The organism is Achromobacter xylosoxidans (assembly GCF_002192695.1).
GTDB lineage: Bacteria > Pseudomonadota > Gammaproteobacteria > Burkholderiales > Burkholderiaceae_B > Achromobacter > Achromobacter xylosoxidans_C.
The window spans coordinates 132,443-156,919 of record NZ_MTLG01000002.1 but is presented as its reverse complement, the minus strand read 5'-3'; the positions used below and the strand labels follow the sequence as shown (position 1 = coordinate 156,919).

At 61.4% G+C, this 24,477-nt stretch carries 23 protein-coding genes; 1 reads left to right on the top strand and 22 read right to left on the bottom strand.

Annotated elements, in window-relative coordinates:
- Positions 1-32: 32 nt before the first annotated feature.
- The 19 genes from BRO63_RS01275 to BRO63_RS01185 all read right to left on the bottom strand — a co-directional run bounded on the left by BRO63_RS01275 (position 33) and on the right by BRO63_RS01185 (position 19,408).
- Positions 33-746, bottom strand: coding sequence for a TrbG/VirB9 family P-type conjugative transfer protein (locus BRO63_RS01275; protein WP_256943220.1), 714 nt, complete (start codon positions 744-746; stop codon positions 33-35).
- A complete protein-coding gene (locus tag BRO63_RS01270) occupies positions 743-1,318 on the bottom strand; it encodes a hypothetical protein (protein WP_088138169.1) in 576 nt (191 codons plus the stop codon). Before BRO63_RS01270 ends, BRO63_RS01275 begins: the two co-directional genes overlap by 4 nt.
- Before the next feature lie 5 nt (positions 1,319-1,323).
- Positions 1,324-2,019, bottom strand: coding sequence for a virB8 family protein (locus BRO63_RS01265; protein WP_088138168.1), 696 nt, complete (start codon positions 2,017-2,019; stop codon positions 1,324-1,326).
- A gap of 622 nt (positions 2,020-2,641) precedes the next feature.
- Complete coding sequence (locus BRO63_RS01260) at positions 2,642-3,532, bottom strand: type IV secretion system protein (RefSeq protein WP_088138167.1); 891 nt, start codon at positions 3,530-3,532, stop codon at positions 2,642-2,644.
- Positions 3,532-4,260: a type IV secretion system protein gene (locus BRO63_RS01255; RefSeq protein WP_088138166.1), complete on the bottom strand. Its 729-nt coding sequence runs from the start codon at positions 4,258-4,260 to the stop codon at positions 3,532-3,534. The genes BRO63_RS01260 and BRO63_RS01255 overlap by 1 nt, the downstream gene beginning before the upstream one ends.
- A 2-nt stretch (positions 4,261-4,262) precedes the next feature.
- Complete coding sequence (locus BRO63_RS01250; RefSeq protein ID WP_252978956.1) at positions 4,263-6,704, bottom strand: VirB4 family type IV secretion/conjugal transfer ATPase; 2,442 nt, start codon at positions 6,702-6,704, stop codon at positions 4,263-4,265.
- A complete protein-coding gene (locus BRO63_RS01245) occupies positions 6,701-7,033 on the bottom strand; it encodes a type IV secretion system protein VirB3 (RefSeq protein ID WP_252978955.1) in 333 nt (110 codons plus the stop codon). Before BRO63_RS01245 ends, BRO63_RS01250 begins: the two co-directional genes overlap by 4 nt.
- A 68-nt stretch (positions 7,034-7,101) precedes the next feature.
- Complete coding sequence (locus BRO63_RS01240; protein WP_088138164.1) at positions 7,102-7,410, bottom strand: TrbC/VirB2 family protein; 309 nt, start codon at positions 7,408-7,410, stop codon at positions 7,102-7,104.
- Positions 7,411-7,516: 106 nt separating this feature from the next.
- Positions 7,517-8,182: a lytic transglycosylase domain-containing protein gene (locus BRO63_RS01235; RefSeq protein WP_088138163.1), complete on the bottom strand. Its 666-nt coding sequence runs from the start codon at positions 8,180-8,182 to the stop codon at positions 7,517-7,519.
- Positions 8,183-8,185: 3 nt separating this feature from the next.
- Complete coding sequence (locus tag BRO63_RS01230) at positions 8,186-8,794, bottom strand: TrbM/KikA/MpfK family conjugal transfer protein (protein WP_088138162.1); 609 nt, start codon at positions 8,792-8,794, stop codon at positions 8,186-8,188.
- Between the two features lie 16 nt (positions 8,795-8,810).
- Positions 8,811-9,638 carry a hypothetical protein gene (locus tag BRO63_RS01225; RefSeq protein ID WP_088138161.1) on the bottom strand — a complete coding sequence of 276 codons (828 nt, stop codon included), beginning with the start codon at positions 9,636-9,638 and terminating at the stop codon, positions 8,811-8,813.
- 71 nt (positions 9,639-9,709) lie between these two features.
- Positions 9,710-10,987, bottom strand: coding sequence for a type II secretion system protein (locus tag BRO63_RS01220; protein ID WP_088138160.1), 1,278 nt, complete (start codon positions 10,985-10,987; stop codon positions 9,710-9,712).
- 67 nt (positions 10,988-11,054) lie between these two features.
- Positions 11,055-11,681, bottom strand: a complete 627-nt coding sequence (locus BRO63_RS01215) for a type 4 pilus major pilin (protein ID WP_088138159.1) — start codon at positions 11,679-11,681, stop codon at positions 11,055-11,057.
- A 77-nt stretch (positions 11,682-11,758) separates the two neighbouring features.
- Positions 11,759-12,856 carry a hypothetical protein gene (locus tag BRO63_RS01210; protein WP_088138158.1) on the bottom strand — a complete coding sequence of 366 codons (1,098 nt, stop codon included), beginning with the start codon at positions 12,854-12,856 and terminating at the stop codon, positions 11,759-11,761.
- A complete protein-coding gene (locus tag BRO63_RS01205) occupies positions 12,853-14,646 on the bottom strand; it encodes an ATPase, T2SS/T4P/T4SS family (protein WP_088138157.1) in 1,794 nt (597 codons plus the stop codon). The genes BRO63_RS01210 and BRO63_RS01205 overlap by 4 nt, the downstream gene beginning before the upstream one ends.
- Before the next feature lie 495 nt (positions 14,647-15,141).
- Positions 15,142-16,506: a type 4b pilus protein PilO2 gene (locus tag BRO63_RS01200; RefSeq protein ID WP_179215011.1), complete on the bottom strand. Its 1,365-nt coding sequence runs from the start codon at positions 16,504-16,506 to the stop codon at positions 15,142-15,144.
- Between the two features lie 2 nt (positions 16,507-16,508).
- On the bottom strand, positions 16,509-18,197 hold the full coding sequence (locus tag BRO63_RS01195) for a type II secretion system protein GspD (protein WP_088138155.1): 1,689 nt from the start codon (positions 18,195-18,197) through the stop codon (positions 16,509-16,511).
- 24 nt (positions 18,198-18,221) lie between these two features.
- The gene (locus BRO63_RS01190) at positions 18,222-18,992 is read right to left on the bottom strand and encodes a toxin co-regulated pilus biosynthesis Q family protein (RefSeq protein ID WP_088138154.1); all 771 of its coding nucleotides are present in this window, start codon (positions 18,990-18,992) and stop codon (positions 18,222-18,224) included.
- 83 nt (positions 18,993-19,075) lie between these two features.
- Positions 19,076-19,408 carry a hypothetical protein gene (locus BRO63_RS01185; protein WP_252978954.1) on the bottom strand — a complete coding sequence of 111 codons (333 nt, stop codon included), beginning with the start codon at positions 19,406-19,408 and terminating at the stop codon, positions 19,076-19,078.
- 720 nt (positions 19,409-20,128) lie between these two features.
- Here BRO63_RS01185 and BRO63_RS01175 point away from each other — a divergent pair.
- Positions 20,129-20,326 (top strand): HigA family addiction module antitoxin, encoded by a 198-nt coding sequence (locus BRO63_RS01175; protein ID WP_218824079.1) that lies wholly within the window; start codon positions 20,129-20,131, stop codon positions 20,324-20,326.
- A 42-nt stretch (positions 20,327-20,368) separates the two neighbouring features.
- On the opposite strand, the gene BRO63_RS01170 is transcribed toward BRO63_RS01175, so the two are convergent.
- Genes BRO63_RS01170 through BRO63_RS01160 form a run of 3 tightly spaced genes read right to left on the bottom strand, consistent with a single transcriptional unit; the run spans position 20,369 to position 24,377 of the window.
- The gene (locus BRO63_RS01170) at positions 20,369-21,124 is read right to left on the bottom strand and encodes a GntR family transcriptional regulator (protein WP_088138151.1); all 756 of its coding nucleotides are present in this window, start codon (positions 21,122-21,124) and stop codon (positions 20,369-20,371) included.
- Positions 21,121-22,890, bottom strand: a complete 1,770-nt coding sequence (locus BRO63_RS01165) for a glycerol-3-phosphate dehydrogenase/oxidase (protein ID WP_088138150.1) — start codon at positions 22,888-22,890, stop codon at positions 21,121-21,123. The genes BRO63_RS01170 and BRO63_RS01165 overlap by 4 nt, the downstream gene beginning before the upstream one ends.
- Positions 22,887-24,377 (bottom strand): FGGY family carbohydrate kinase, encoded by a 1,491-nt coding sequence (locus tag BRO63_RS01160; protein WP_088138149.1) that lies wholly within the window; start codon positions 24,375-24,377, stop codon positions 22,887-22,889. The genes BRO63_RS01165 and BRO63_RS01160 overlap by 4 nt, the downstream gene beginning before the upstream one ends.
- Positions 24,378-24,477: the final 100 nt, after the last annotated feature.

Below are 24,477 nucleotides of genomic sequence, written 5' to 3'. Positions count from 1 at the left end.
GTCAGTTTTCGATGCAAACGCTGGGTCAGTTTTCAGTGCAAACCAACACGCAGATGCCAGCGCGCAGCCACGCGATGCAACACGAGCGTGCGGTCGTCTTCCATGTGGCGATTGGCAATCACCTCATTGCCATCTGGATCGACAAAGTAGGCTGCCGGCAGATCCTGGCCAGGCGCGAAGCGCAGCCACGTTTGGGCGCCGTCATCCCACGCGGCTTCGGGTCCGATCGCCGTATCACCGCTCATGGTGTAGCTTTGCCAATTGATCGCGAGGTCGGCGCTGGCCAGGTCGCGCTGTACCTGTGCCTTTTCCTGCTCTGCGACAGTCTTGGCCTCATCGACCTCAGGGTAGCGCAGCACCACTCGGAATACCTCGCGCCCCTTGCGTTCCTTGGCGTATTTCAGGAGGAATGAGTAATTCCGTTTGGTCGTGATGTAGAGCAGGTTTGTGTCTGCCTGCTCCACGATCGGCTTGAGCAACAGGTGCTTGCCCTTTGGGGCGAAGTCATAGGCCGCTGAATCCCCGAAAGCATGGGTCACATACTCTTCGTCGTCGTTGAGCTGGATGTGGGTGGCCACGCCCAGTGTGGTGTCAACTTGAATGACATCGGCGGCGTCATAGTCGGTCCAACGAATTCGCTGATCCTTGGGCGACGCCTGCGGCTTGTCCAGCGACCAGGCCGGCGGTGCGGCCGCGCAGAGCGCGACCACCGCCATGGCCAAGAATGCCTTTAGGCGATTGTTCATCGGTTGTGTTCCATTCCGTGACTGTTTTCGCGGGCGTGATGGTGCGCATGCTGTAGACCCATTTCCGACTGTTTTTCGTGGTCTACGTCGCGAACCAACCCCACGCCGCCAACCGCCTTGAAGGGATAGCTGATCGCCAGTGCCTCTTCCTTGCCGGTCACTTCGAACGAGTGGTTGAGCGTGGTGCGGGCATGAACGATGAGGTCGCCCGTGTCCTTGTCGAGCTGCACCAGGCAGTTCGGCGTCGTTCCGACGACCGGCCCACGATATTCCCGACCATCCTCGGGTTGGCGGATCTGACGATCTTGCTCGCCGTAGAGCTCAACCGGCCGGCGGGGCTCACGAGTGCGCTCTTCGAAGTGTTTGCCGATTCGGTCAGCTGCGAGCATGACTGTCGGCAGGCGCAGGTCCGCTTGCTTGTGCAAATGATCTTTTGCCAGGCGAGATGCGCCATAAAGGTCAGCCTTGGCATACCGCTCGAGATCGCGAAGAAGCGCGACGCGCTCGGCGTTCGTCAGCCGATGGGCGTTTTCGAGGCGGCTGGCGAGTTCGTTGATTTGCTCTTTTTTCATGGCGATTACCTCAGCACTTCGATTTCGGGGTTGTAGGTGACGACCTGAAAGCCCAGTGGGTTGAGCCACCGGTCCTTTTCCTTCATGTCCGAGTTGACGTAGCGATATGCGACCGTGGCCACGAGATGCTCGGGCGGCGGCGTTTGGGCCGGGCCTTCGATGGCCCGTGTGAAGCGCACGGTCGCCGTGTTGTTGGGGCCCAAGGTGATACTGGTCACGCTGGGCTTCAGGCGAGTATGGTTGGCGTAGCGCTTGTCCAACGCCTCATAGCCTGTCTTCGGGTTGTCTTGGAACTTGGCGTGGAACGCCCTTTGGACATCCGGAGAACTAAACAGGCCGCACTGGTTGTAAGTGTTCTGAATGGTGTTCCAGTCATAGCTTTCGCAGGCCATTACGTACGCGAAGATGCGTGCCTTGTCGGTGCGCTCGCCATAGCTTTCCACCGCATCGCCCAGGCGCGTCACGTGCTCAATCTCGCCAGTGGCGTCATTCACGCGAACGACGAGCGGAGGCGGTGGTTCGAACATGAAAAGCACATGGGCCGCAATGGAAATTGACACCAAGGAGATGAAGTAACTAGCCCAGCTGTGGCGCCATGCTTTACTGCGGGAATCCAAAAGCATGGTGAGCAGATCGCGCTCGAGGCCTCGCGTTCGGTCCAGTTCTTGCTGCAGCGAGAGCTTGGGATCATCGGAGGACATGGGTGCCTCCAGTGGCCAGACGGACGTTTTGAGTGTGTCGCACGAAAAGTACGGACGACAGAAGGCGAGCCGCGCTAAGCGCGGCCGAAATGGCGTGCTTCATCGGTTCTCCGCAGAGAAAGTGGGGGGAGTTAAATCAGGGCGGCCTGGCAGGTGCCAGATCGAAATAGAAAGGCACAGCGAATGCTGTGCCCCGAGTAACGCAAGTGAATACGGACTTCCGCGAAATCCTATTGCTTGAGCGAATTCGTCATTCTGCGGGTCATCTCATCACTCTGCTGTTGTGCATGTTCTCTCCAAAAGCGATCCATGCGGTCATCGTTACTTTTCCGAGATGCTTGCGAGGGAAGGATTAGCATCACAGGCCACTTCACGCACAAAAGCCAAAGTGGCCGGATCAACCAAGTCCACGTGGCACGAGCCAAACTTATCCACTGAAAGGCGGAGATAGGCTTCTCGCCCGTGGTCGTGCTCCCGAAAGAAGGAACTTGAGCGGGCAGATCTGCGCTTGGCAGGGACTGTTGCGAAAGTGGCTTACCCAGTGGTGTGATCGGGGCCATCTAAAGTCCTCAAGTCTGCGGGCTATATATTGGAAATCCGCGTTGCTAAAGCATGTTTAATCTTAGCCGATCTTCCCGATTACGGGAACAGCAATTCCACCGCCACCACCGCCGGTAACCTTGCCTGCCACGATCGACACTTGCTCCAGCATGTACTTGGAGCACATCATAAAAAAGACGAGCGCCGTGAGCATCGAGAAGATATTGATCTGATCGGCCTTCGTGAGATCAAGTAGGCCCTTCTGCAGCATGCCAAACATCCCCATGATGAACATGAAGACAACCATGAAGAGCCCCGCATAAATTCCGTAATACAGGGCTTGCCGTAGCCACATGACGAAAACTTCCTTTAGCGGATTGAACAGCAATGCCAAGATGCAAAAGGGTCCCATTACAACCACTAAGCCCATTCCGACTTTCACAGTTATGAGTACCAGCATGCCGATGGCACTCATGATGGCGGATATGACCGTGATGATCAGGGCGACGATGACGAACACAAATGCCCGTCCGATGTTGGAGACACCATCGGGCGCACGTTCTTGAATCTTAGTGCCAATTTCCGCTCCCTTGTTGGCCGCGTCATCCATCATTTCGGAGGGTGTCTTCAAAGTTCCCGTAAATATCTGCGCTACGGAACTCGGCAGGTCTAGCATGGCACCAGCAATTTGTTGCTGATAGAGACCGCCGGTGCCTGCGATGCCCACGATGACACCGATATTCACTACCCTCCTTGCGGCGGAAAGCACTGGCGTTCGAATGGCGCCTGACATCATGAGCCAGCCATACCAGACCAGCGCGATTGACAGGCCCAATGATACGGCAGGCAGGATCTTTTCCGTGACCGAGGCTACCATCGGGGTAATGACGCCGGTAAGCATCGTGGTCACCGATTGATCGATCCAGTTGGCGATTTCTCCGAGACTGGTTAGGGCAACCGCGGTCGTGGCCATTAGCGTGCTCCTGGAAGCGGGGCGCGGATTGCGTCGATGCTGAAGGAAGACTCCGCCAACTTCGCCTTCTGCTTTTCGATCAGCGCAGCCTCGCGCTCCAGCTGACGCTGCAGGCTGTCGATGTGCATCTGATCCGCCGCCACATTGGCCTGTTCAACCAGCATCCGGGCGTTCAGTTCAGAAATGCCCTTCGCATCCGTGGTCTGGTTGATTTCCGCTTGGAGCTTTTCGAGCTGGCGCTTTCTTGCAGCCGTTGCGTAGTCAATGTTCTCCAACAACGCCTTTGCGGCGGTGAGGTAATCCCATTCCCGATCCTCGACTTTCTGCTTGTCGGAAATGTAGATACCGGACAGCGTTTCCTCGCTCTTGATCCGCTTCACGGAGCGCGAAATCGAGCCATAGGACTCCTCCGCGCTCTTGAGCACCTCTTGAACATCTTTCGGGAGCGCTTTTCGGATCTCGGGGTCGTTCCAGATGTCCCCGAGATTGCGCGTTCCCGAGAAGCCCTGTAGCTGGGCGCGGGCGGTGTCGAGCTGCGCCTTGAGCGTTGCGATCTGTTCAAGGTACTTGGCGATTGTGGCCGCATGCTCTGCGGCCCGCGCGCCGATGCTCGCTGCATCGACGACGGGAATCCCGCTGGCATGGGCGGGCGCCGTGCTGTTCGCAATAAATACGCTTGCCAGGATGATGGCGAGGCTGTTCCGCCGGGATGAAATCACTTTGGACATGGTTAGCTCCTTGTCGCCTCATCGGCGAGTTTGAGATACAGCGGCAACCACTGCTCAGGGTCGTTGCCAAGCTTCAGAACGGCTTCTTCGGCAAGCTCAGCCATGTCGGCGGAGCCAGAGAAAACGAGAAGGGAATCGGGGCACTTGGAGAGGTCCAGTTCTGCTGTGACCGTCGCTTCGCCCTGCTTGATAAGGAATTGACGGCTGAACTCGCCCAGTTCCTTGATCAGCTTGAACTCCGATGGCGTGAGCTTGAAGTCATTCACGTATTCCCCCTCGGAGGCCTTGGGGTTGGGTAGGTAGATTTGCGTAGCAGATTGTTGAATCATCGACCGTCCCACTGGATTGCCGCTGATGGCTTCAGGCTCCTGCGTTGCGAAGACGAACACGCCGTTCTCCTTGCGGATGGTGCGGCTCTTGTCCTGCATGAAGGTCTGAAAGTACGGGACCTTCAATGGGTGTTGCACTTCATCGAAGAAGTAGGCAAATCTCCGTCCGTCGAGCATTTGTTCAGTTCGATAGAGCAGGTACGTGATCGCGGCATCACGTATTTCACCCTTGTCGAGAAACTCCGTCAGATCGAATCCGAAGAGATCGGTGCTCGACAAATCGAGTTCGTCGGTCTTGTTATCGAACATCCAGCCATTTTCATGACCCGCGCACCAGCGTTCGAGCCGGTCGCGCAAGCTAAGGGACATGCCCTCTGACGGTGCGGCGGGGAGGAACTGCAGCAGCGTCGACAGTTGGCGTTGCGGTCTGTCGATAAACTCCACCAGCTTCTTGATTGCTGTCTCGATTTGCTTTTGCTCCGCCATGGTCGCTGGATCTGCCCCATTGGCGGCGAGCTGCTTCGTCATGCTGGCCATGAAAGTGACATTGCTCTTGGTTGGCTCGAGTTGAAGGTAATTCCACCCGGTCGACACTCCCCTTTGCATGGGGAAGTATTTGCCGCCCATCGCCATGACCGTGACCTGTAGACCCCGGTCTTTGTCGAATACCGCAGCCGTGTAGTCGAACTTGCGCGCCTGTGCGACCAGATGCCCCAACAGGACGGTCTTGCCCGTCCCGGATTGCCCCAGGATGGACGTGTTGCCAAGGCGACGCTTGCCGGTTTCATCGACTTCCGCGAGCGAGGCATGAAAGTTCATGTAATAGGGCGTGCCGCCGGTGGTCTTCAGCATGGTGACCGCTGGGCCCCAAGGGTTGCCCGCCGGCTTCCCGAAGAGGTAGTTGTGCATCGACGAGAAGCACAGGAAATTGGGCGACGTGATCGGGCACGGGCGCGGTCGCCAGTTCCAGTTCCCCGGCAGCTGAGCGGCCCAGGCCGCGATAAGGGAGCGATCAACCAGGCGTGCCACGACCTCGCTGCTGGCAAGGGCGCCGCTGATGTCGGCCGCTGCTCGCAGGGCCTGCTCACTATCGTCGCCGAAGACCTGCAACGTCGCGTGGTGATCCCCCATGACGAACTTGCCGGCGGACAGATCGTCGCGAGCCCTCTTCAGATCCGCGATCTGCGATTCGGAGTAGTCTCCAGAGTCTTCGAGCCATTTGATCTGGCGGGACAAGGCTTTGAGCCCATCGGCCTTCGACATGGAGCCGAAGGATTGAGAAAGGATGAACTCGTATGGCTGATTCAGCAGACTGTTCAGGTGGCCGGGTTTCGTGTTGTTGCTGTACTCGCGGACCTCCAGCATTACGTAGCGCTTCGTCCAGTCAGGCCCACGCATTTCGGCCTGCTCCCCGTGCGTTGAAAAGAACTGACGGCTGGTGGGAAGATAGTTGTAGAGGCGCGCACTGGTGACGGGCACGGGCGAGTGCTTCCCATTGAGCAGCAAACCGAAGAACTCCGCAGGTTCAGAAAAGTGCCCTGTGCGTTCCTCACCGGCAACATCAAAAGACCGCTCGACGATGGTCAGCTTCTCGGGTCCGTAGCGTTTTAGCGTGCCTGCTAGCTTGCGATTGATGTCGTTAAGCTGCTCGATCGCCTGCGATTGCCACGCAAGGGCTTGACGCGCTGTACGCTTCTCGAACCTGGAAAGAAGGCGCAACGTCGGATCGACCTGAGCCCGCGTCAAGATCGTGAGGTACATCTCGTTGATCATCGGGGGCTTGCCATCGAACACCTTGCTGTATGCGGCGTCATGGGCGCGAGAGAAGGCGTCGGGATAGTCGCTCTGGGGGTATTCCGAGACGCGCCGACGGACGAGATGCGACCAAAGCCCAAAACCTGTGGGCCAACCACGCAGGACGTTGTTGAGCTCTTCGATCCATTCCTTGTGCTCGGCTTCGGAGTATCCCTGGAAGGTTCGTCCGTCAATCCGCCAGGCGCTCAGGTACTCCCAGTTGCGTGTGGCGATTACGGAGTCTGTGACGTGGTGTGAGAACGGCACATACTGGCTGACCGCCGGCTCGTAGGCAGGCATCGCCGGTGAGATTTGAGTCATGTCTTTTTGGCTCCGAGCATCCGGCACCAGCGCCGGCGCTTGCTGTAGGGAATCGGCGTGAGCGATATGGCACCCCAGAAACGTTTGTTTGGGGCCAAGAGCTTTGTCTTGAACCACAGTTCCCATATCCAGAACGCGCGATCATCATTGCGGCTCAGGACCGCCAGGATCGGGTAGAGGATCGGGCCGAGTAGCCATCCCCAGAGTGTGAACATGGCGGCGGTGACAGTGAGAAAGACCAGGGCCACGAACGCTCGGGTCGGCACGCCACCTTTGATCGTGGCGATGCGGGTGGCACCCTTGAACAGAGGGTACTGATTGGGCGGCACGGCGGATCCGGCAGAAGGCTGTGTAGACGTGGCTGCAGGCCTTTCGGCGAGCGCCTTCGCTCGCGCGGTCATGCTGTGAAGAAGAGCTTGATGATGCCGCCGGCCAGCGCGCCGGCGAAGATCACGCCGCCGGCCCACTGGATTAAGGTGTCCTTGCGGATCACTTCCATCGAATAGAGAAGCCCTAGGACGCCTGCGATGATCAGTGCAGCAACCGGGATGAGAACCCACAGCCAGTCGCGCAATGTGTCTGCCGCTTGCGTAACCTTGGCCAACTGCGCCATTGCCAGGTCGGGGTGAAGAAGCATGAGCGCGATAAGCGCTATGTTCGCGGCCAGGGAGAACAGGCGGGAAGAAGGACGTGCTGCGATTTGCATTTGCAAACTCCATAGAAGACCCCGCCCAAGGATTAGCCTGGGCGGTATAGGTAGATAAGCGGGGAGGGCGAGCGCGGCGTTTAGCTGCTAAACATCGGGTGAACTGCTAGCGGGGAGAGTCGGCGCGCGGGCGGCTTATCGGCGTACCGAACACTGACTCGGAGGGCTTGTTGAAAGCGTCTGGATGAGCATTGCTGAAAGCGTCCTTGCGGCCTTTCTGAAAGGCGTCCGGCTTGGAAGCGATGCCGGATTCCTGCGTCTTGGGCTGCTTGGGCGGAGGTGCTCTGGACGCTTGCGCATTCTTGACGATGGCGGGCACAGGGAGACCGGCGCCCGCAATAAGCTTGCCGACATACCCGTTCTTGAAGCCCGCCGTCAGATTTCCTGTGTTGTAGCAACTGAAGGCCGCGTAGAGGGCGTTTTGGCCTGGCCCGTGAAGTTCCGCAGCGCGCTTGTAGCAGTTCACAAGAACACGCTGAGCAGATGCCAGATTCACGCAGGGATCAAAGATCGTTTCGGGGGTGACGCCGAGCCACTTCCAGTTGCGAACATTAATCTGGCCGTAGCCGACGTCGAAATCCACGCCCTTGTCCATCAGCTTGCGTACTTCGTCGACTGCTTCGGACTTGGACGCCGGCCGGATACTTCTGTGCGGCTTGCTGTTGACGCCGATTACCAGAGGATTGAAACCCGACTCGTGGCGCACAACGGCGGCCAGGGTGCTGATGTGAACATCGGGAGCACACTGGCGAGCCAGTTCGGGGAAGTCCATGGTTCAGTTCCCTCCCCAGCCCGTGTTCTCCCTCGCGGCCTTCTTCGCAGCCTGTTCGCGCTCGTAGCGGGCCAATGCCCCCGGGTAATTCTTGGGATCGACCCAGAAGCCGTCCTCATCCGGCTTTCCGACATACAGCGGCATGTCATCTTTAAGGTTTGTGTACGTGTTCAGGATGTACGCGGAGCAGTACGTTGGCATGACATTCGAGATTCGTGTACCGCTGCTGCCAGCATCGCCTCCGAGCCCGATGGTCTGCCGCAAAGTTGCGTTCAGCGTGGCGGCATCACATTGTCCGGCGCCGCGGGCCAGTGCTTTTGCGAGATCGCTCATGCCTGCGATGCTGCCGACCACCGGGCACAGAGCAAGAAAGGCCTCTCTGGCGCTAAGCGTATCGGAGAGCTTCTTCTTTTTGATGCCAAAGAACTTCGACAGTGCAGGGCTGCATTCCTGCGGAGGGCTGCTACCGGATAGGCAAAGAAGGGCTTCGCAAGCAAGGGCCGCAGCTCCTGACAATACTGCTTGCGGGACCGGCCCTTGCGCGGCGACTGGCGTGGTCACTTGTGCGAGCGCAAGCGCGCCGACTAGAAAGAGGCGCTGTATGAATCGCATCAGTTGTCTCCCGAGGCTACTGGCAGATGTAATGGTTGGCTACGTCGATGAGCTGGCTTCCGATCCGCGTTTCCGTTCGGACGGTGCAGCCTTCCACCGAAGTGATATTCACGGAGTAGGTGCGGCCGACGCAAAAGTCGCCGTCACCGCCGCTACTCGTGTCGCAGCTCCCGTACAGCGTGGCTGTCCGGTTCCCGTTGGATAGCTGGCAGTTGCCCGCGGCACCTTTGTTGACGGAGCCGCCAGGCGAGGACAGTTGACCCATCCATATCCGGTTGCCGTCCGATCCGGTGGTACCGGATGCAAAAATGCAGTTCAGTTCGGCAGTCGGGCGATAGATCGTGGCCCCGAATGTCGTCCCGTAGGTGACCTGCATTTGCGCAGCGATGTTGCCAGCGAGGGAGTTGGGAAAGTGCTCCCCCGTTTCCGATCCACGCGCCTTGGCGATCACGACATCGAGCACACCGCTTGCTCTTGCGGCGGTGCAGCTGTCCTGCCAAGCCCCCCAGGGCTCATAGGCGATGTCATATGCATTGGCCTGCAGCACGTATGCCAAGCGATAGCGGATGCGTGATCCGGTGGTGCCGGCGGGGCACGCCGCCGTCTCGGACTGCGTGTCCGCGCGCCTGCATCCGCCATACCCACTGTGCCAGGCATACCCGGAGACGCATCCGCCGAGTGGTAGTGGTGCCCCCTGGTCCACACGGACGAACATACTGCCGAGATCCGTCTGTAGCTGCATGTCGGCCTGGTTCGCGGAAGAAGCTTGGCCCAGCGCTGGCACAAGCAGAAGCAAGAAGGCAAGCCAAAGGCCACGCCTTCCTCGTGACGAGGGTAGGAACATGATTTTCTCCAATGTAGGTTCTCCCTCCCGCATTGCGCGAAAGGAGCGAATTGCCCCCCAAGGTGGAAGGGCTAGTTCTTGCAGCCTTGGATCACGGATGCCCGCGCATTGAAGTCGGGCGGCGATATCACAATGCGGTCGCCAGCAACTGAGGCGCGTTGGGCTGTGCGGACATAGCTATTACCGGAGTTCTGGAAAGAACCACTGAAAGAACCACCGACTGTGACCGCGCCGGCCGCGTTCACATAGCCGGATCCCTGGATGCTTCCGCCGATCGCGCCGCCAATGTTGACGTCTCCTCCGCGCGCTGTCGCTTCAATTGCTTGCAGCGCCACATGCCGCCATGGGGTCAAGCCCGATGGGCACGAGATGGCAGGTATGGCGGCGTCATTGGGTAGGTCGATCAAAGCGGCGGTGATCGTCTGCCCCGCCTGGACGAACCAAACACCGCCAGTGCAGACGGCCAGGAGCTTATTGGCGGTGGAGGCGTACATGCCTTCGGTAGAGCATGCGGCGCCAGGCCAGACTGCTGTGTTCAAGATCAGGCCCGTATTGCTGGCAATCGCGCCGCCAACTGACAGCGTACTGTTTAGTGTGACGGGGCGGGTCTCGCCGTGACGTACAAACTGTGCGAACGGTGTGGCGCCCAGGCCTGCCGCTAGAACTGCATGACCTCGCTCGGCACCGAATCCAAACCAGGCTCGCGGAATGTCCATCAACGGGCCTCGAACATTCACACCGACATTGGCGTCATGGCCGCCATATCCGTCAGAGCCTTGCATAACCTTCGCAAGCAGCGCTTGATTGACTTCCGCACGTTTACCGAGCGGCGCAATGCAGGTTCCGTTCTGACGCAGGGTGCGTACGCTGCTGATGGGATGGCAAGTAAAGACGTAAGCGCCGGTCTTGCAACTCTCGCCAGGGCAGGCCCCATCCCGCACGAGGATGAACCTCGCGGTGTCTCCGAGGGACGGATAGAGAGGCATGCTTGTCGGCAGCAGGCCCAACGCCGCAAGATCGGCAACTCCGCCCTGCGCAATCTGAACCCCTGCTACTGAGTTCCAGGCAAGGGGCGGTGGATCTGGATAGACGCCGGGTGGGGCGCTGGCGATGTTCACTCCTTGCATCCAAGCCTCATGCTTGATCTGCAGGTCCACCAGCGCGCCTCGAATCTGCGCGAGATATCGGCCAGTGCTTTCCGCTGCGCTGTCGTCCGCCTGGCGCTTGACTTCTGCGGCCCCGAGTACGAGTGCCAGCGTCAGTAACACTATCGCGATTGTGATCTCGATGAACGTGAAGCCAGCTTGGCGGCGAATGGGACGTAACGGTGAAGCGTTGAGGTGCCTCATAGAATGGACTCCACAGTAGAACCCGACAGGGCGTGCTTGTGGCACGCCCAAGCTTCGGTTGAGGCGCTTACCGCGTAGCGAAAACGAACGTGTTGTTGTCCCCGTCGACGCAGAGGTTTTGGGCGGTGACAGGGTTGAACGTGCCGTTCTCGTTGTTTGCACCCAGCGTCTTCGCGACCGTGCCGTTGACGCTGATCATCTCCGAGACTCCATTCAGCGTCGATGCGAGAACCGGGCATGCTCGATGGTTCACGTTTGTCAGCGTCAGCGAAAAGGCGCTACCGGCGGGCCCACCGCCGAGTGCCGCAGGCGCGATGGTGATCGTGCCATTCGTGCCAACGCCAGAGCCGCCCAGGCGATGCGCGACCGTCGAGCCGACCACCTTGAACGCAGTGGATTCGCGCAGTGAAGGCGCGAGATTCTTCGCGTTATCGATCGCGGCGTACGGCGCGCCGGTATCACCTTCGGCCATGATGCGTGCCGTCGACATGAACCGCTGAAGCTCGCCGGCAGCGGCTGGAACACGACCTGAGACGAAGTAGCCTTTCGCTGATGGCAGGGCGATGATCGACAGAAGGATGACGATCGCTATGGCCAGGGCGATTTCGCCCAGAGTCCAACCCCCTTGATTCTTGGGGCTGCTAGCCAGGACGCGCTGGATGGCGCGCGGGGCGCTACGCATATCTTGTTGCATGTGTCTTTCCTGATTTAGAGATTTTTGGAGTTACTTTGGCAGCCGCGTCGTGCCAAACCGAGTTTTGTGTTGGGGGCCTACATGACCTCAATCATCATTGCGTTGCGCATGTCGGAGATCACGCCTTGATGCCAGAAATAGAGGCCAATCAGAACGCAGACCGCAAGTAGAAGGCAGATCCATTTGAGAACATTGGCACGGGATGCCACGCGCTTTAACACCGTGGTCTCCATGCGCTGTCTGGTCCTTTGCAGCGCTTTGTCAAGGCCAAGGGTGTTGGTTAGGTCCTCCAGGTACCAAAAGGATTCGCGGTCAAGAAGTCCCACATCAAATATTGCTGCACCTTTTTTTGCGTCGTCCAGACGGTCCTGAATTGCCTGCAGACGGCGGGATAGCCAGCGCGATGCCCCGGAAATCTGCATGTCGATGGCCTCTCTGATCTGCATTGTCTTTCCCGTTCTGGGCTTGACTGCCGTGGCAGCGGTACTGACGACCGCGATTGCCTGGACATCTCGGTAGAGGCGATAGGGTCCCCAGGTGTCGAGCCAGCGCCGAACTCTGCCGTCCATGTACGAGAACGAGAAATAGAAGGCGATCAGGGCTGTTGGGCCTACCACCCAAAGTCGCACCCCGTAGTCGCGGATCCACTGAGCCATCGCGAAGAATGCTTGTGTGCTTGGCTTCAGCAACTCCGGCCTGACGTCGGGAAGCGTGTCCAAAAGCATTGGTGCAGTGACGTAAGGTACGGCCACCATCACCATGAGCCAGACAAGCGTGACAACGATGAATGCAATCGCCAGGGTACTAACCAGCAAAGAACGGAGCTTGCTCGTCAGTCGGACGACGTTTGCCATATCACGCAATCCGCCTGCGAACGCTGCTTGTCCTTGACGCTGGAGCGATACGAACTCGGCAACCTCTTTCGGGGGGAGTGTGCGGTGCAGCGTTCTACCCAGGTCACCGAACTCGACGATGCGATGCGCCCAATATGCTGAGAGGACGCCTCGGGCGCTCTTTCCATAGCGGTGCGCATCGGCGTCCAGAATGCTAAGAATCGTTCTGCGCCCCTGCGTATCCTCCGTCATGTCTGCGAGATAGTCGTACCAGTCTGCGCGTGATCGGGCAAACTTCTGCGCGGCCTGGCCGACTCGCGTAAAGAAGAATGGGATCTTCATTCAAGCTTCCTTCGAAGGAGCAGCGTTTCAAAGGCCGTGAAGTGCGGCTCAATGTCTCGCGGGTCGAGCATCCCTTGGCTCATCTTGTAGATGGCGCAGTCCATGGTGGACTTTCCGTCCATGTCTGGCTGGTCGTATCGAGCGGTGCGATGGCCGGCGAAGATCTGGCGTAACCGAATCTCGTCTCCCTCTGTGATGGCTCGCAGCGCCTCGGGATCATTAGTCGGTTCGTACAGTTCGGCGCACACGGTGCGCCCGTCGTAGCCGAATAGCTCGGGGATGCCCTTCTTCCGGCAGCGTTCACATCCTTCCGGATTGCGCACCTTGACCGAGTCGTGTCCGAAGTCGAACAGTTCCTCAATATTGCTGAGGTATCTCGACCAAGTGGATCGGTCATGGTATACGCCCATTCCGTCGCGTGCTCCGTCCAGCAGGGAGTTGGCGGGCAAGGCGCAACTGCACAGCCGTGGCATAAGAGTCTGATGGCCGAGCAGCTTTAATACATTGGGCGTACCTAGCGTCGCACGCGGAATTCCGATCTCGCTAGATGCGAAGCGCAAAGGAATTCCCAAGGCGTTCCCTACGTGTGTTGTCGTGAACAGGTTGCTGCCGGAAAGAACGATATCCACAAAGGCTTCGCCGGTAAGCAGGTCACGAATTTCGCCGAGCAATACGTCGCTGGCCGCGGCTCGCTTAAGGGCCATGAGCTTGGCCTTCATGGCATTCTTGTCAGATCCATCCAGAGAACGGGAGACGCTCGCCTGAAGCGCGTCTGTGATGGTCAGCTCGACAGGATCCTCGATCGACATGATTTTCCGGGTTTTCGGCAGCCGAACGATGAGCTGCGAATTGGTCACCGTCTTGCCGGATCCGGGAACGCCGCCAATTACGATGGCCCCTCCCATACTGCGCATGGCTCGCTCGAACTGCGCAACTTGCGAGGGCAGGAAGCCGAGGGTCTCCATGTCGACTTGCTGCACCTTTGCATCGACGTCGAGCACGCGCAATGTAATTGCGGGACCTGTGTCGGCGATGAACGAGCCCCAGCGGAACATGTAGCCACGATCGTCGACGACCTCATACAGTCGGCCTTGCTGCTCGTTTGCCATGTCGAGAAAGAGACCGTTTCCGCCGCTCACATCGAGCCAGCCCACGTTGACCATATCGAGCAGCTGCTGTGTTGGCATGGCAAGGTGTTTGGGCGTCGTGTACAGACCATCGATTGATGCGCTGACGCGCGAGACGGAACTCGTCGTATCGATGTTCAAGTGCAAGTCGCTTGCTTGATTGCGCACGGACCATGCGAGCAGGTCATAGAACCCCTGTCTTACGGCTGATCGATCACCTAGGCCGCGAATCCGCGAGCTGCGCTCCCGGACATCTTGTAGCTGCATGCGCTCGCGGACCAGCGTCAGCAGGATGACTGGATTGATCGTGTAGATGGCGACCGAATTGCCATTCGCGGCCTGGACGGCGCGCTGGTGAACCGCACGATAGATGTCGGAGTCGTGCTCGCCAGGCTTGACGAATACGGCGTACTGGGAGCCATCCAGTTCCGCGACGCATGCAGTGACGGCGGCGGCCGACCCGCACCAGTCAACCTTCAGCGTGTGGAATGGCGGTTGCATTTCCTCGATGTCGCTGAAGGAATCGAGGTGCTCGATGTTCCCGTCCGCCTGCGGTTGGGCTGTGGCGGTCATCGAAAGGACCGGCAGGTCTTCGGCCTCACGGAAACTTACGGTGAGCAAACGCCTTAGGCGTCGGATCAGGGTCGTGATGCTGGGCATCATGGCGTCCTCTGGGTTAGGCAGTAGGTTGCTGTTTCTTGGGATTGGTCGAGGAAGCTGGCGCAGGGCGGAACGATGTTCTGCAGGAGCAGACCCAGGTCCGAGCCTGCGATCGGTTTTTCCGAACCGGCTCGGTACTGTGCTCTTCGTCCTCCTACGTCGACCGCCACACCGAGTTGCGACCCGACGCCGGTGATTGCGAGCAACCGCGGCACGGGAGCAGGCGCAGGCGTAGACGGGTCAGCGGCTTGCGGGACGGCCGCACCTGCTGGAGTGGAGGAAAGGGCTACTCCCAAAGGCCCTGCGGTCGACTTGCGCTTTTCTTCGGCCAAAGCGCGAGCGGCCTCCTGCTCCAGCAACTCCTGGACCATCTGGACGGCGGGTTGGGGGATCGTTGTCGCGGGCACGCCCACCACAGGTACCTGCGTCCAGGCTTGGCCGGGTATTGCGAAGGCCAGGCACAAGGCGACTGACCCGGCCACACGCCATTGGGCGCGATTACGGCGATTCGACATATATGGTTCCTCTCAATGTGGCTGAGAACGCGCTGGCAACCAGGCCTGGCGAAGTGTCTGGCGCATAGCGCACTTGCAACTGCGTGATTTCAGTTGTCCTGGGTAGCGATAGGCCGTGTAGCGAGCGCAGCGGCGCATTGATGACGAGTGCGCGACTTGCGGGCACTTTCATGCCGGCGGGCATGGGTACGGGCTGCTCCAGACCATTTGGAAGCTTTATGTTGGGTACGGAGATCGGTACCTTGGCGGGTGGCGATAACGTGAAATCTTGCAAGGCTGGGCGCAGCGCTTGCCAGCTGGGTTCCCAGTCCCGCACGACGTTCGTCTGTGTCGGAAGATCTTGCAGCTTCAGTCCCGACAGTGAATGTCCCTTCGGGATGCTCCAGGTGCCTTGTGCGCTGTCTAGGTCGGTATGCACGACCCTCCAGTCAGCAGAGGGAATCGCAGCGAATAGAGTGTGATTGTCTGCAAGTCCTGTGCGCCGGTACTTCGCAGTGCAGGTCCCAGCCCTGGGCAGGCAATCAATTTCTGCTAATCGCCAGCGGCCGGGTTCGACGGGTACAGCGCCGATCTGGCGAAGCAGGATCGTGAGCCCGGTCTCGCCCATCGGCCTGGCCGTCATTGCCCAAGCTGCGATCGCTTGCTTCCATAGGACTGCAGCATCCAGTTCGGGCTGTTGCGCCTTGAGCTGCTGCTGGATTCGCGCTTCCCGCTCCGCCCACCAACTGGATCCGTAGTCCCAAGCCTCGTACCCGAGGATCAGTGCAATTGCCAGCCACCAAATAGGCGACACCATCGTCAGGCTGAAGGTGGCGCGCCGCAATGAAGATTGCGTGTTCGCGTGGCCGGTCAGCTGCTGCAGTGAGAACGGGCGGACCGCTGGCAGGTAGTTGCTATGCACCTGCAGGTCGCGATGGCGCGCCATGGCTGCATCTATCCCCGCCTGCGCTGCGGTCGGGTCACTGAAGATCGTGTCTCCGCCCGCCTGTACAACCCCGTCCGCCACGACGGCGAGCCATACGGTGTCATCCGACAGAGTGAATGCCACCAGGTGGGTGCCGTGACGATGCAGCTGGGCAAATGCTGCCGCGCCTGAGAACAGACTGGCGCGGGTCTTCGCCCGACTTTCCTTGCCCTTCGCAGTCAGTAGCCCCACGGAAGGGCTGCGGGCGTCACTTTGGACGTAGTGCGTCGCCCGTTCCTTGCGTGCCAGCTTGAGGGCTTCCTTTTGGGGGTCTTCCCCAAGGACGGTTTGCCACCTGATTCCAAGCACCAGCTGATTCGAACTGCCAGGGATGGCCACCAGCTGGTAGGTGACCCTCCTGGCGCTTTTTTTGCGAAGTGCCACGATCAGAATCCTTCTTCTGGTATGGCGGTCACGAGCACGACGGTGAGCACCTGCTGCTCCTGTGATGCGTCGGAGCCACCGACAACCATGGGCGCGTTATCGTCGAGGCGCCGCCTGGTGGAGGTGTCTGCTGCCTGTTGAAAGCCGCCAATAACTGTTTGCTCGCCTGGGCGCACCATGACTTGCTGCACCCGTCCTTGGCCTCCAATGTCGGCCTGCTGTACGAACGATTGGTCGTCCCGGGATCCGACCGGCTGCTTCTTCAGGGAAATGAGCCGGGTGTCGTCGTAGGCAATCGTCAGCAAGACCTGGCCGTCGTCCTGGGCGTCCGGCACCACGGTAAGGAATGTGCCGACGGTCTTCTCGTTCTGGGTGACGGTGACGGTCGGCGCTGAGGTGTCGGATGTACTTTGCGTCTGCTGCAGGTTTTTGATGTATTCGAACGTGTTGCGCGTGTCGTACTTTCCCGGTCGGCGGTTCTGCAAGAGCATCGGCACGCTCTTGTGATTGATGATCGACCCGAGCTGAGACAGGGCGGTAAGGGCGATGTTGGACCCTGCAAAGGGGCCGCTGCCAACGGTTGCACCGATGCTGCCTGGAGCCTGCGCAGCGTCCAGCATTGCACCGACGCCGAGCGCCGACGCCTGGTTGTCGCGACCCAGGCTATTGAAAAGGATCTTCCAGTCGACGCTACCCTGGTTCAGACGATCACGTTGCACCGTAATTTCTTCGAAGACCAGGCGAACTCGCCGCGTCATCTGACGATTCTCGGCTTCAAGGAACTCTGCGATGCGGTCTTGGGCATCCTTCGTATCCGTCACGACGATGGTGTTAGACGCGCCATCCGCGAACTTGATGACGCCGGCACGGGTGAGGAACTGGCTCACCTTGCTGACCACGGCCGCCAAGTCCTTCGCCTCGTCTTTGGACGTCGTACTCGACTTCTCCGCGAGCGTTGAGTTGGTGGACCGCATGTCCCGCTGCAGGTTCTCTTCGGCGTTCTGCGTGGGAGCGCGGACTACATAGCTCTTCGTTTCCGTCCGATAAAAGCGGATTGCGCCGATCTTCTCGTCGTATCGCCAGTACACCCCCAGACGAAGCGAGATCGAATCCAGCACCGAGGCAAGGGGGGCCTGGCCGGCGGGCAGCGGCGCCATCTTGGTGCGCGCCACGCCCTGGGGCAGGGTCGGCCCGGCAATACGGTCAACAGCGATGCCTGGGATCAGCGCTGGGACAAGGGTATCTGCCGTGGATGCACCGAGCGTGGCAGCGGCGACCGTCCCTTGTTCGCTGGCCAGGCGGGGAAGGAAGTACTCCGCCGGCAGTAAAGCGTCACCGGAAACCTGCGTCAGTATTCCCGTCGCGATCTGGATTCGGTCGGCCAGGGTCTTTAGGTCGGCGGCATTGCTTTCGAAGAGCAGAGTGGTGTTGATATTGGCGCGCAACGCAGGCGGCAAGGTGACGTCGCGAGCCAACGGCTGCGGTTTGCCAGCAATCCATGGGAGATCGACGACCTGGCCCTTGGCCCGTTCTGTGTCGCCGGCCCTGTCCTTGAACAATTCCAGCGTTCGGGTGTGGGTTGCGCCTTCGCTGTCGGCGCGGGCATTGATTCGGTCGGTGGATTGGAGTGCGGAGCAGCCGGCAAGCGCTGCAAGCGCGATCGCGGCCGCAACAGTGCGGTATGCAGTCATTGGGGTTCCTGGTCTATGCCACGGCTAGGATTGCGTGGCAGGGGAGCGATTGCAGCTTCGGGTGAAGGGCACCACGCGCAGCACGCGGTTGCCGTAAAAGCACGGGCGGATGGGCGATTCGGTCATGGCAACCGCCTGGGAGAGGGCCTGGGTTGCCTCCTGGAAGCTCGCGGCCTCGAATTCGGCCGGCGCCTGGATCGGAAGATCGAAGTTCACTTCCCATTGATCCGGGCCGAAAGTCCAGCCGGCCTTGCCTGCCCATCGAGCCAGCGCCTGCCGCACGGTGCGGTCTTCCGGGCTGATCTTCCAGATTTCCTTCAGGATGACTGGCTCGGGGTCTGCCTGCGGGATGGCTTCGGCGGCGCTCGATTCGGCCGGCAGGGAAGACAGCATTTCTTGGCCAGCGACGAGGGAGGCGGCAATTTTGATGGCGGCGGGCTGGTCGTTGGCTGTTTGCTCGGCTGGGGCCCCGGCATGAGACGGGCCTGGGGCGGATTCACTCTTGCCCGGCGCTTCGGGTACTGGTATTGCGGCGACCGATGCAAGGGAGGTTGGCGTCTTAGTGGGCGGGGCAGAATTACCCGGTAGATCGGACGCCGGCATGGAGTTTGCCGCAGCGCCGGGAGACTCGGACGAAGCTGCCGGCTGGGCGGCCGGGCCTACCAGGCGAGGATCGACGCGATTGATTGCCACACGGGGCGTATCTTTCGGTTGGGCCGGCGCGGGCGGGGCGAAACCGCAGGCCGAAAGGAGGAAGGCCGTCGCGAGGACGGCCACCAGGGCGGGGGTGTGCATGGGGAAGACTCCGGGGGGCAAGGACTGCCCGAGATGTAGAGGGAAGCGCCTCGAGTGCGCGAGGGCGCGGTAGATGCCGGTGACTACGCCGATTCTGGCGACCAGGGCGTTAAGCCTTGGCGCTCGAGCTCGTGATGGACGGCGCGCACTTCACCAGGACTGCTGCCTCGGCGTACCAGCAGAAGTAGTTCCACGAGCGCCGGATTGGTGCGGGCGGTGGCGTCAGAGTTCGGCGCAACATCTAGCATCGTCAGGCGCAGCTGCGAAAGCTGCTCGGACACAGAGTCATCCACTTCCAAACGCAAGCGAAGGTACTGAGACAACCGCATGCCGAGTTGTGCCGCAGCCGCTTCGTACTTGGAATGGCTTTCCGCTGATAAACGAAAACTCACCGGACGTTCAAGCAGCGTGCGCATAGAAGCGTCCCTCCTCAACGACGATGTGGCCAACGGCCTCCGTAAAGGCCTGGTGGAACGCGGACTTTCTGACGGCTCGCTCGCTCGGGGAGTCTTGCTTTCCCTGGCAGTGATCGCGGAAGTGATGATCTCGAAACTGAGCCAGGGAGAGGGACGTCGGTTCTTCAAACCACAGTCGGGCGGCGTGGCGCCCGGCCCTTGCGGTGGAGGGGTATTCAAATGTCGCGTCAAAGCGGCGAGGCACGCGTGCGCCCGCGAGGGTCGTTGACCTCATATGGATCATTCCTAGGGGGCCTCAACATGGGAGGGGGATGGAGAAACTAGTAGCCAGCCACGAGCGGGGATGGGGCCAAAAGCGGGGCCATTCACGCAAATTAGTGCGACTTAATGCGGCTATCTTGCATGCTTCATGATGCGTTCTGCGCGCTAATTGGCGCTAATTTGCGTCCGCACAGATTCGATTCCTGTCGGGCGCGCCACCAAATCCAAGACTTAGGAATGGCTTGGGTCCACACTGGGCCTGATGTGGCTGTTCCGACTCCGGTTCAGAAGGTCTGATTGGCCTCTCCGGAAGATGCCGCGCAGCAAGCCAGCGCATCTTGTCTCCCCCTAGCTGATTTGCCATCTTGTCGATCCACTCCGAGTAGCGCTCGAAGAGCATCTTGACGTCTTGCGCCCATCTGCGTGGACGGATGCTTCAGGATATGCCACTTCAAGGCCATGTCGCGGGTGGCGCTTTCACGGGTTCTCAACGGCAAGCCGGGCATCAGCCCGGATCTTGCCGTTCGCCTGGAGCATGCCGGGGCCAGTACTGCCCAGGCTTGGGTCGCAATGCAGGCTAACTATGATCTGTGGCAGGCGCTACAGCATGAGCAGCCGCCCGTTAGGCCGTTGACCTCGACGGCAGCCGCGCACTGATCTTCTCAATTTGATCGCCGAACAGGCCAGCCTCCTGCCGCCTCAGGTCGTGGTCTGCACATGCAGCCGGCTGGACTTGCAGCGGTGCAAGGCGCGGTAGTGCTCCAGCGCGCGCCCGTTGGCGCCATAGGCGATGGACTCGATGCGCAGCAAGGGTTCGGGTTCCTTCATGCCCAGCAGTTCGCAGGTCTGGGCGTCCGGTTGCACCGCGTCTATCCAACGTTCCGCGCGCACGATGCGCAGGCCGTACTGGCGGCGCAGCACGTCGTAGAGCGAACGGTTTTCCAGGCGGGTGCGGTGCAGGCCCGGCACCAGGTCCGCGGGCACGGCGGTTTCCACCAGCAATTGCAGTTCGCCGTCGACGCTGCGCAGCCGCTTGAGCGCCACGACCTGGCTGTCTTCGGTCAGCCCCAGCGAGCTGGCTTCGTGCGCCGTGGGCGCGCGCAGTTCCTGCAGCAGCACCTGGGTGCGCACCGTGCGGCCCTTGCGTTCCATCTCGTCCGAAAAGCCCAGTACGGTGGACACGAAGTCTTCGTCGCGTTCGCGCGCCGACACGAAGGCGCCCTGGCCGCGGATCTTGTAGATCAGGCCGTTGCGGACCAGGTCCGCCAGCGCTTCGCGCACGACGATGCGCGAAATGCCATATTGTTCGCCGAACTCGGCCTCGGTAGGCAGCTTGTCGCCCACGGCCAGTTCGCCTTGCAGGATCTTGCCGCGCACCACGTCGCGGAACTGCGTCCAGAGCGGGGCGTCGGCGCTGCGGTCCAATATGGCTTCGGTGGAGATGGGGCTGCTCATGTCGTCAAAGAATTGGAAATCGATCCTGCGGCCAAGGCGGAATCGGCGGGCTCTGCCCAGGGCGCCTCGTCCGCAGGAAGTTGAACACAATGCCGGTCCCGCAGCGTCGCGGTGCAGGCCCGTAACTCGTCTTGCCGGCGCGCAAGGCTCCAGCCCAGCTCGGCCGCGGCGATATCCGCCAGTTCCGCCAGCAGCGCTGGCGTGACATGGCCGCGGATGGCCAGCAGGGTGCGCCGGATCACCAGGTCGGCCAGGTGCTGCACAGACGTTTCGCGGCACAGATAGCGGATCTCGGCTGTTGAATGATCTGCCGCGTGGCGCAAGGGCTTATCGCCCGCCGCCGCGAAATCCGCCGCCACGGCGCCCGCCCGTGAACCATAGCGCATGAACAGTTCGGCGACGCGCTCGCGGTCCAGCGCGGTGGCAGCCTGAATGCTGTCCAGAAAGCGTTGCCGTCCCGCCGCATCGGCGGGCATGCCCGCCCCGCCGCCGATAGCCACTTGCTCGGTTGACTGCCGCCGCGCGCGGTTCAGTTGCTGCAGCACCGCGTCGGCCGCCAGTTGCGCCAGCGAACGGAAGGTGGTCCATTTGCCGCCGACCAGGCACACCATCGGCACCTCGCGCCGCGCGTTGGGCGGGTCGATCACCACCGCGTGATCGCGCGATATCTGTCCGGGCTTGTCGGCATCCGACTGGGCCAGCGGCCTGACGCCCACGTAAGTGTAGACCACGTCCTTGCGGCTGAAATCCAGGCGGGGAAACACCTCATGCAACACGTCGAGCAGGTAGTCGATCTCCGCCGGCTCGGTCGCGGCGAGGTCGGGATCGTCCACCGGAATGTCGGTGGATCCCACCAGCACCCGGTCCAGGAAAGGGTAGACGATGCACACCCGGCCGTCGGACGCCTCGAAGTAGACCATGCGGTCCTGGAGTGCTGCGCGCAGCGCCGGATGGTCCAGGATCAGGTGTGATCCCTTGGTGCCCATGACGCGCGAGCCGTCGCCTTCCAGGGCGCCAGCCGCGCGGTCCAGCCAGGCGCCCGTCGCGTTGACCACCGTGTCGGCAGTCACTTGCACGGATTCGCCGGTCAGCGCGTCGCGCAGCGTGATGGCGCGGCCCTGGCAAGCGGTCACGCTGCAATAGTTCGACGCGACCGAGGCCGGGTGGCCGCGATGCGCATCGTCGATCAATTCCAGCACCAGCCATTCCGGATGCCGTATCCAGGCGTCGTAATACGTGGCCGTCCAGCGCACCGCCGCGCCGAACAGCGCGCTGTCCGCCGCCGGTACGCGTTCGATGCGATGTTCCGGCATGGCGCGCTGGTTGCGGCCCAGCTTGTCGTAGAGGCGCAAGCCCAATCCCACCACGCACAGTCCGCGCGCGCCAGGCGAGGCGTTCAGGCCGGCAAAGCGCAGCATGCTGCCCCACAGGCCGCCGAAGCGGCTGGACAGCGGCACCACGGTTTCCAGCGGCTGCACCAGATGCGCCGCGTTGCGCAGCAGCAGGTTGCGTTCGCGCGTGGCTTCCGCCACCAGGGAAAATGACCCGCTTTCCAGGTAGCGCAAGCCGCCGTGGATCATGCGCGACGGCGCGCTGCTGGCGCCGGCGGCCACATCGTCCTTGTCCACGATCAGGCAATCCACGCCCTGCAAGGACAGATCGCGGAATACGCCAGCGCCGTTGATGCCCGCGCCAACGATCACCGTCGAAAAATGGCGGCCCGCCAACGAGGCCGGACGCGCGAAGGGGGAGGTGCGCGGGGTCATCGGGCGGGTCCCGCAAGATGGTCGAAAGCGGGGGCCATGCTGTCCACCAAGCCGTGGAAGCTGGCGTAGAAGTCGGCGTGCGCCTGCGCCTCGGCGACAAGGGGCTCGACCCGTTCGCAGGGGGCGGGCAGCAAGTCGCTGCCGCCAGGGTTCTGCGACAGCGCGGCGTACAGGGCGGCGCCGCGCGCGCCGGTTTCGTCGTCGCCGCAGCGTTCCACCGCGTGTCCCAGAAAGCCCGCCAGAAGTTGTGCCAGCCGCAGGTCGCGGGCGCCGCCGCCCAGGGCGGCCACCCTGTCTGGCACGCCCAACCCAAGCGCCGCCAGGCGTTTCAGGTGCCGCGCGTGCAGCGCCACCACGGCGTCGACCACGGCGCGGGCCATGTGCGCGCGGGTGTGATGTCCTTGCAGGCCGACGTATCCCGCGCTGGCTCCCGCCGGCCAGCTGCCGCCATTGATGAAGGGCAGAAAACGCAGGCCCTCGGCGCCCAAGGGCACCCCCATCGCGCAATCCACCGCCGCGGCCGCGTCCGGGAACTGCAAGGTGCGAGCCAGCCAAGCCACGTTCGCCATCGACGAGGGGCTGTTTTCCAGGTAGAGCCTGCGGTCCGGATCGCCGAAGCTGACGATGGCGCCGACTTCCGGCTTCGGTTCGCGGGCTGGGGCCACTACCGCATTCACGCACCAGGTGCCGAGCACGGCCACGGCGTGGCCCTGGCGTTCCGCGTTCACCGCTTTCAGCGAGGCGAGCAGATCGATTGCGCCGAGCGCCACGGGCAGGCCGGCCGGCAAGCCGAAGGCGGCCGCCTGGGCTGGCCGCAGCCGGCCGATTACGGCGCCGCTGGGCGCGATGGGCGCCAGCGCCGTGGCGGCCAAGCCGGACAGGCCGGCGGCCTCGAAAGCCATCGTGGACCAGGCCCCGGCGTCGAGCGACAGCAGGCCCGCTGTACTGGCGTCGCTGGCGTCCGTGGCGATCTCGCCGGTCAACAGGAATCCCAGATAGTCCTTGGCGAACAGCAGATGGCGGATGCGGCGAAGTTGCGCGGGGTCTGCGCCGTAGAGTTCGGCAGCGATCAGCGACGACTGCCCCGACCATGGCCGGCAGCCAACTTCGTCATACAGCGCGTCGCCCATGCGGTGGCCCAGCGCCCGGGCACGGGCGGCGGCGCGCTGGTCGGTCGACGCCACCGCGCGGCCTTCCAGTAATTGGCCGCTGGCATCCAGCGCATACAAGCCGGCGCCGTGGCCCGTGCAGCACAGCGCGCGCACGTCGGCCGCGCGCGGGCCCAGTTGCGCCGCCACGCCTTGCAAGGCCCGCGCCAGCGCCGTCTGGATGGCGTCCGCGGGCAGTTCGCAACCGCCTTGCGCCAATTGCCGATAGGGCAGCGCGCCGCCCGACGCGGCCAGTGTGGCGCCGCTCCCGGCCTCGAAGGCAACCGCCTTCAAGCCTGTGGAGCCCATGTCTATGCCCAGGTAGATGTCTGTTTTCATGTCATAACATTGTCTACAGAAATTTCAGGCAGGATAGCAGTGTTTCCCCTAGTAATCTAAAAAATCCGTCTGCAATATAGTTCGTCGATGTCATAACAAC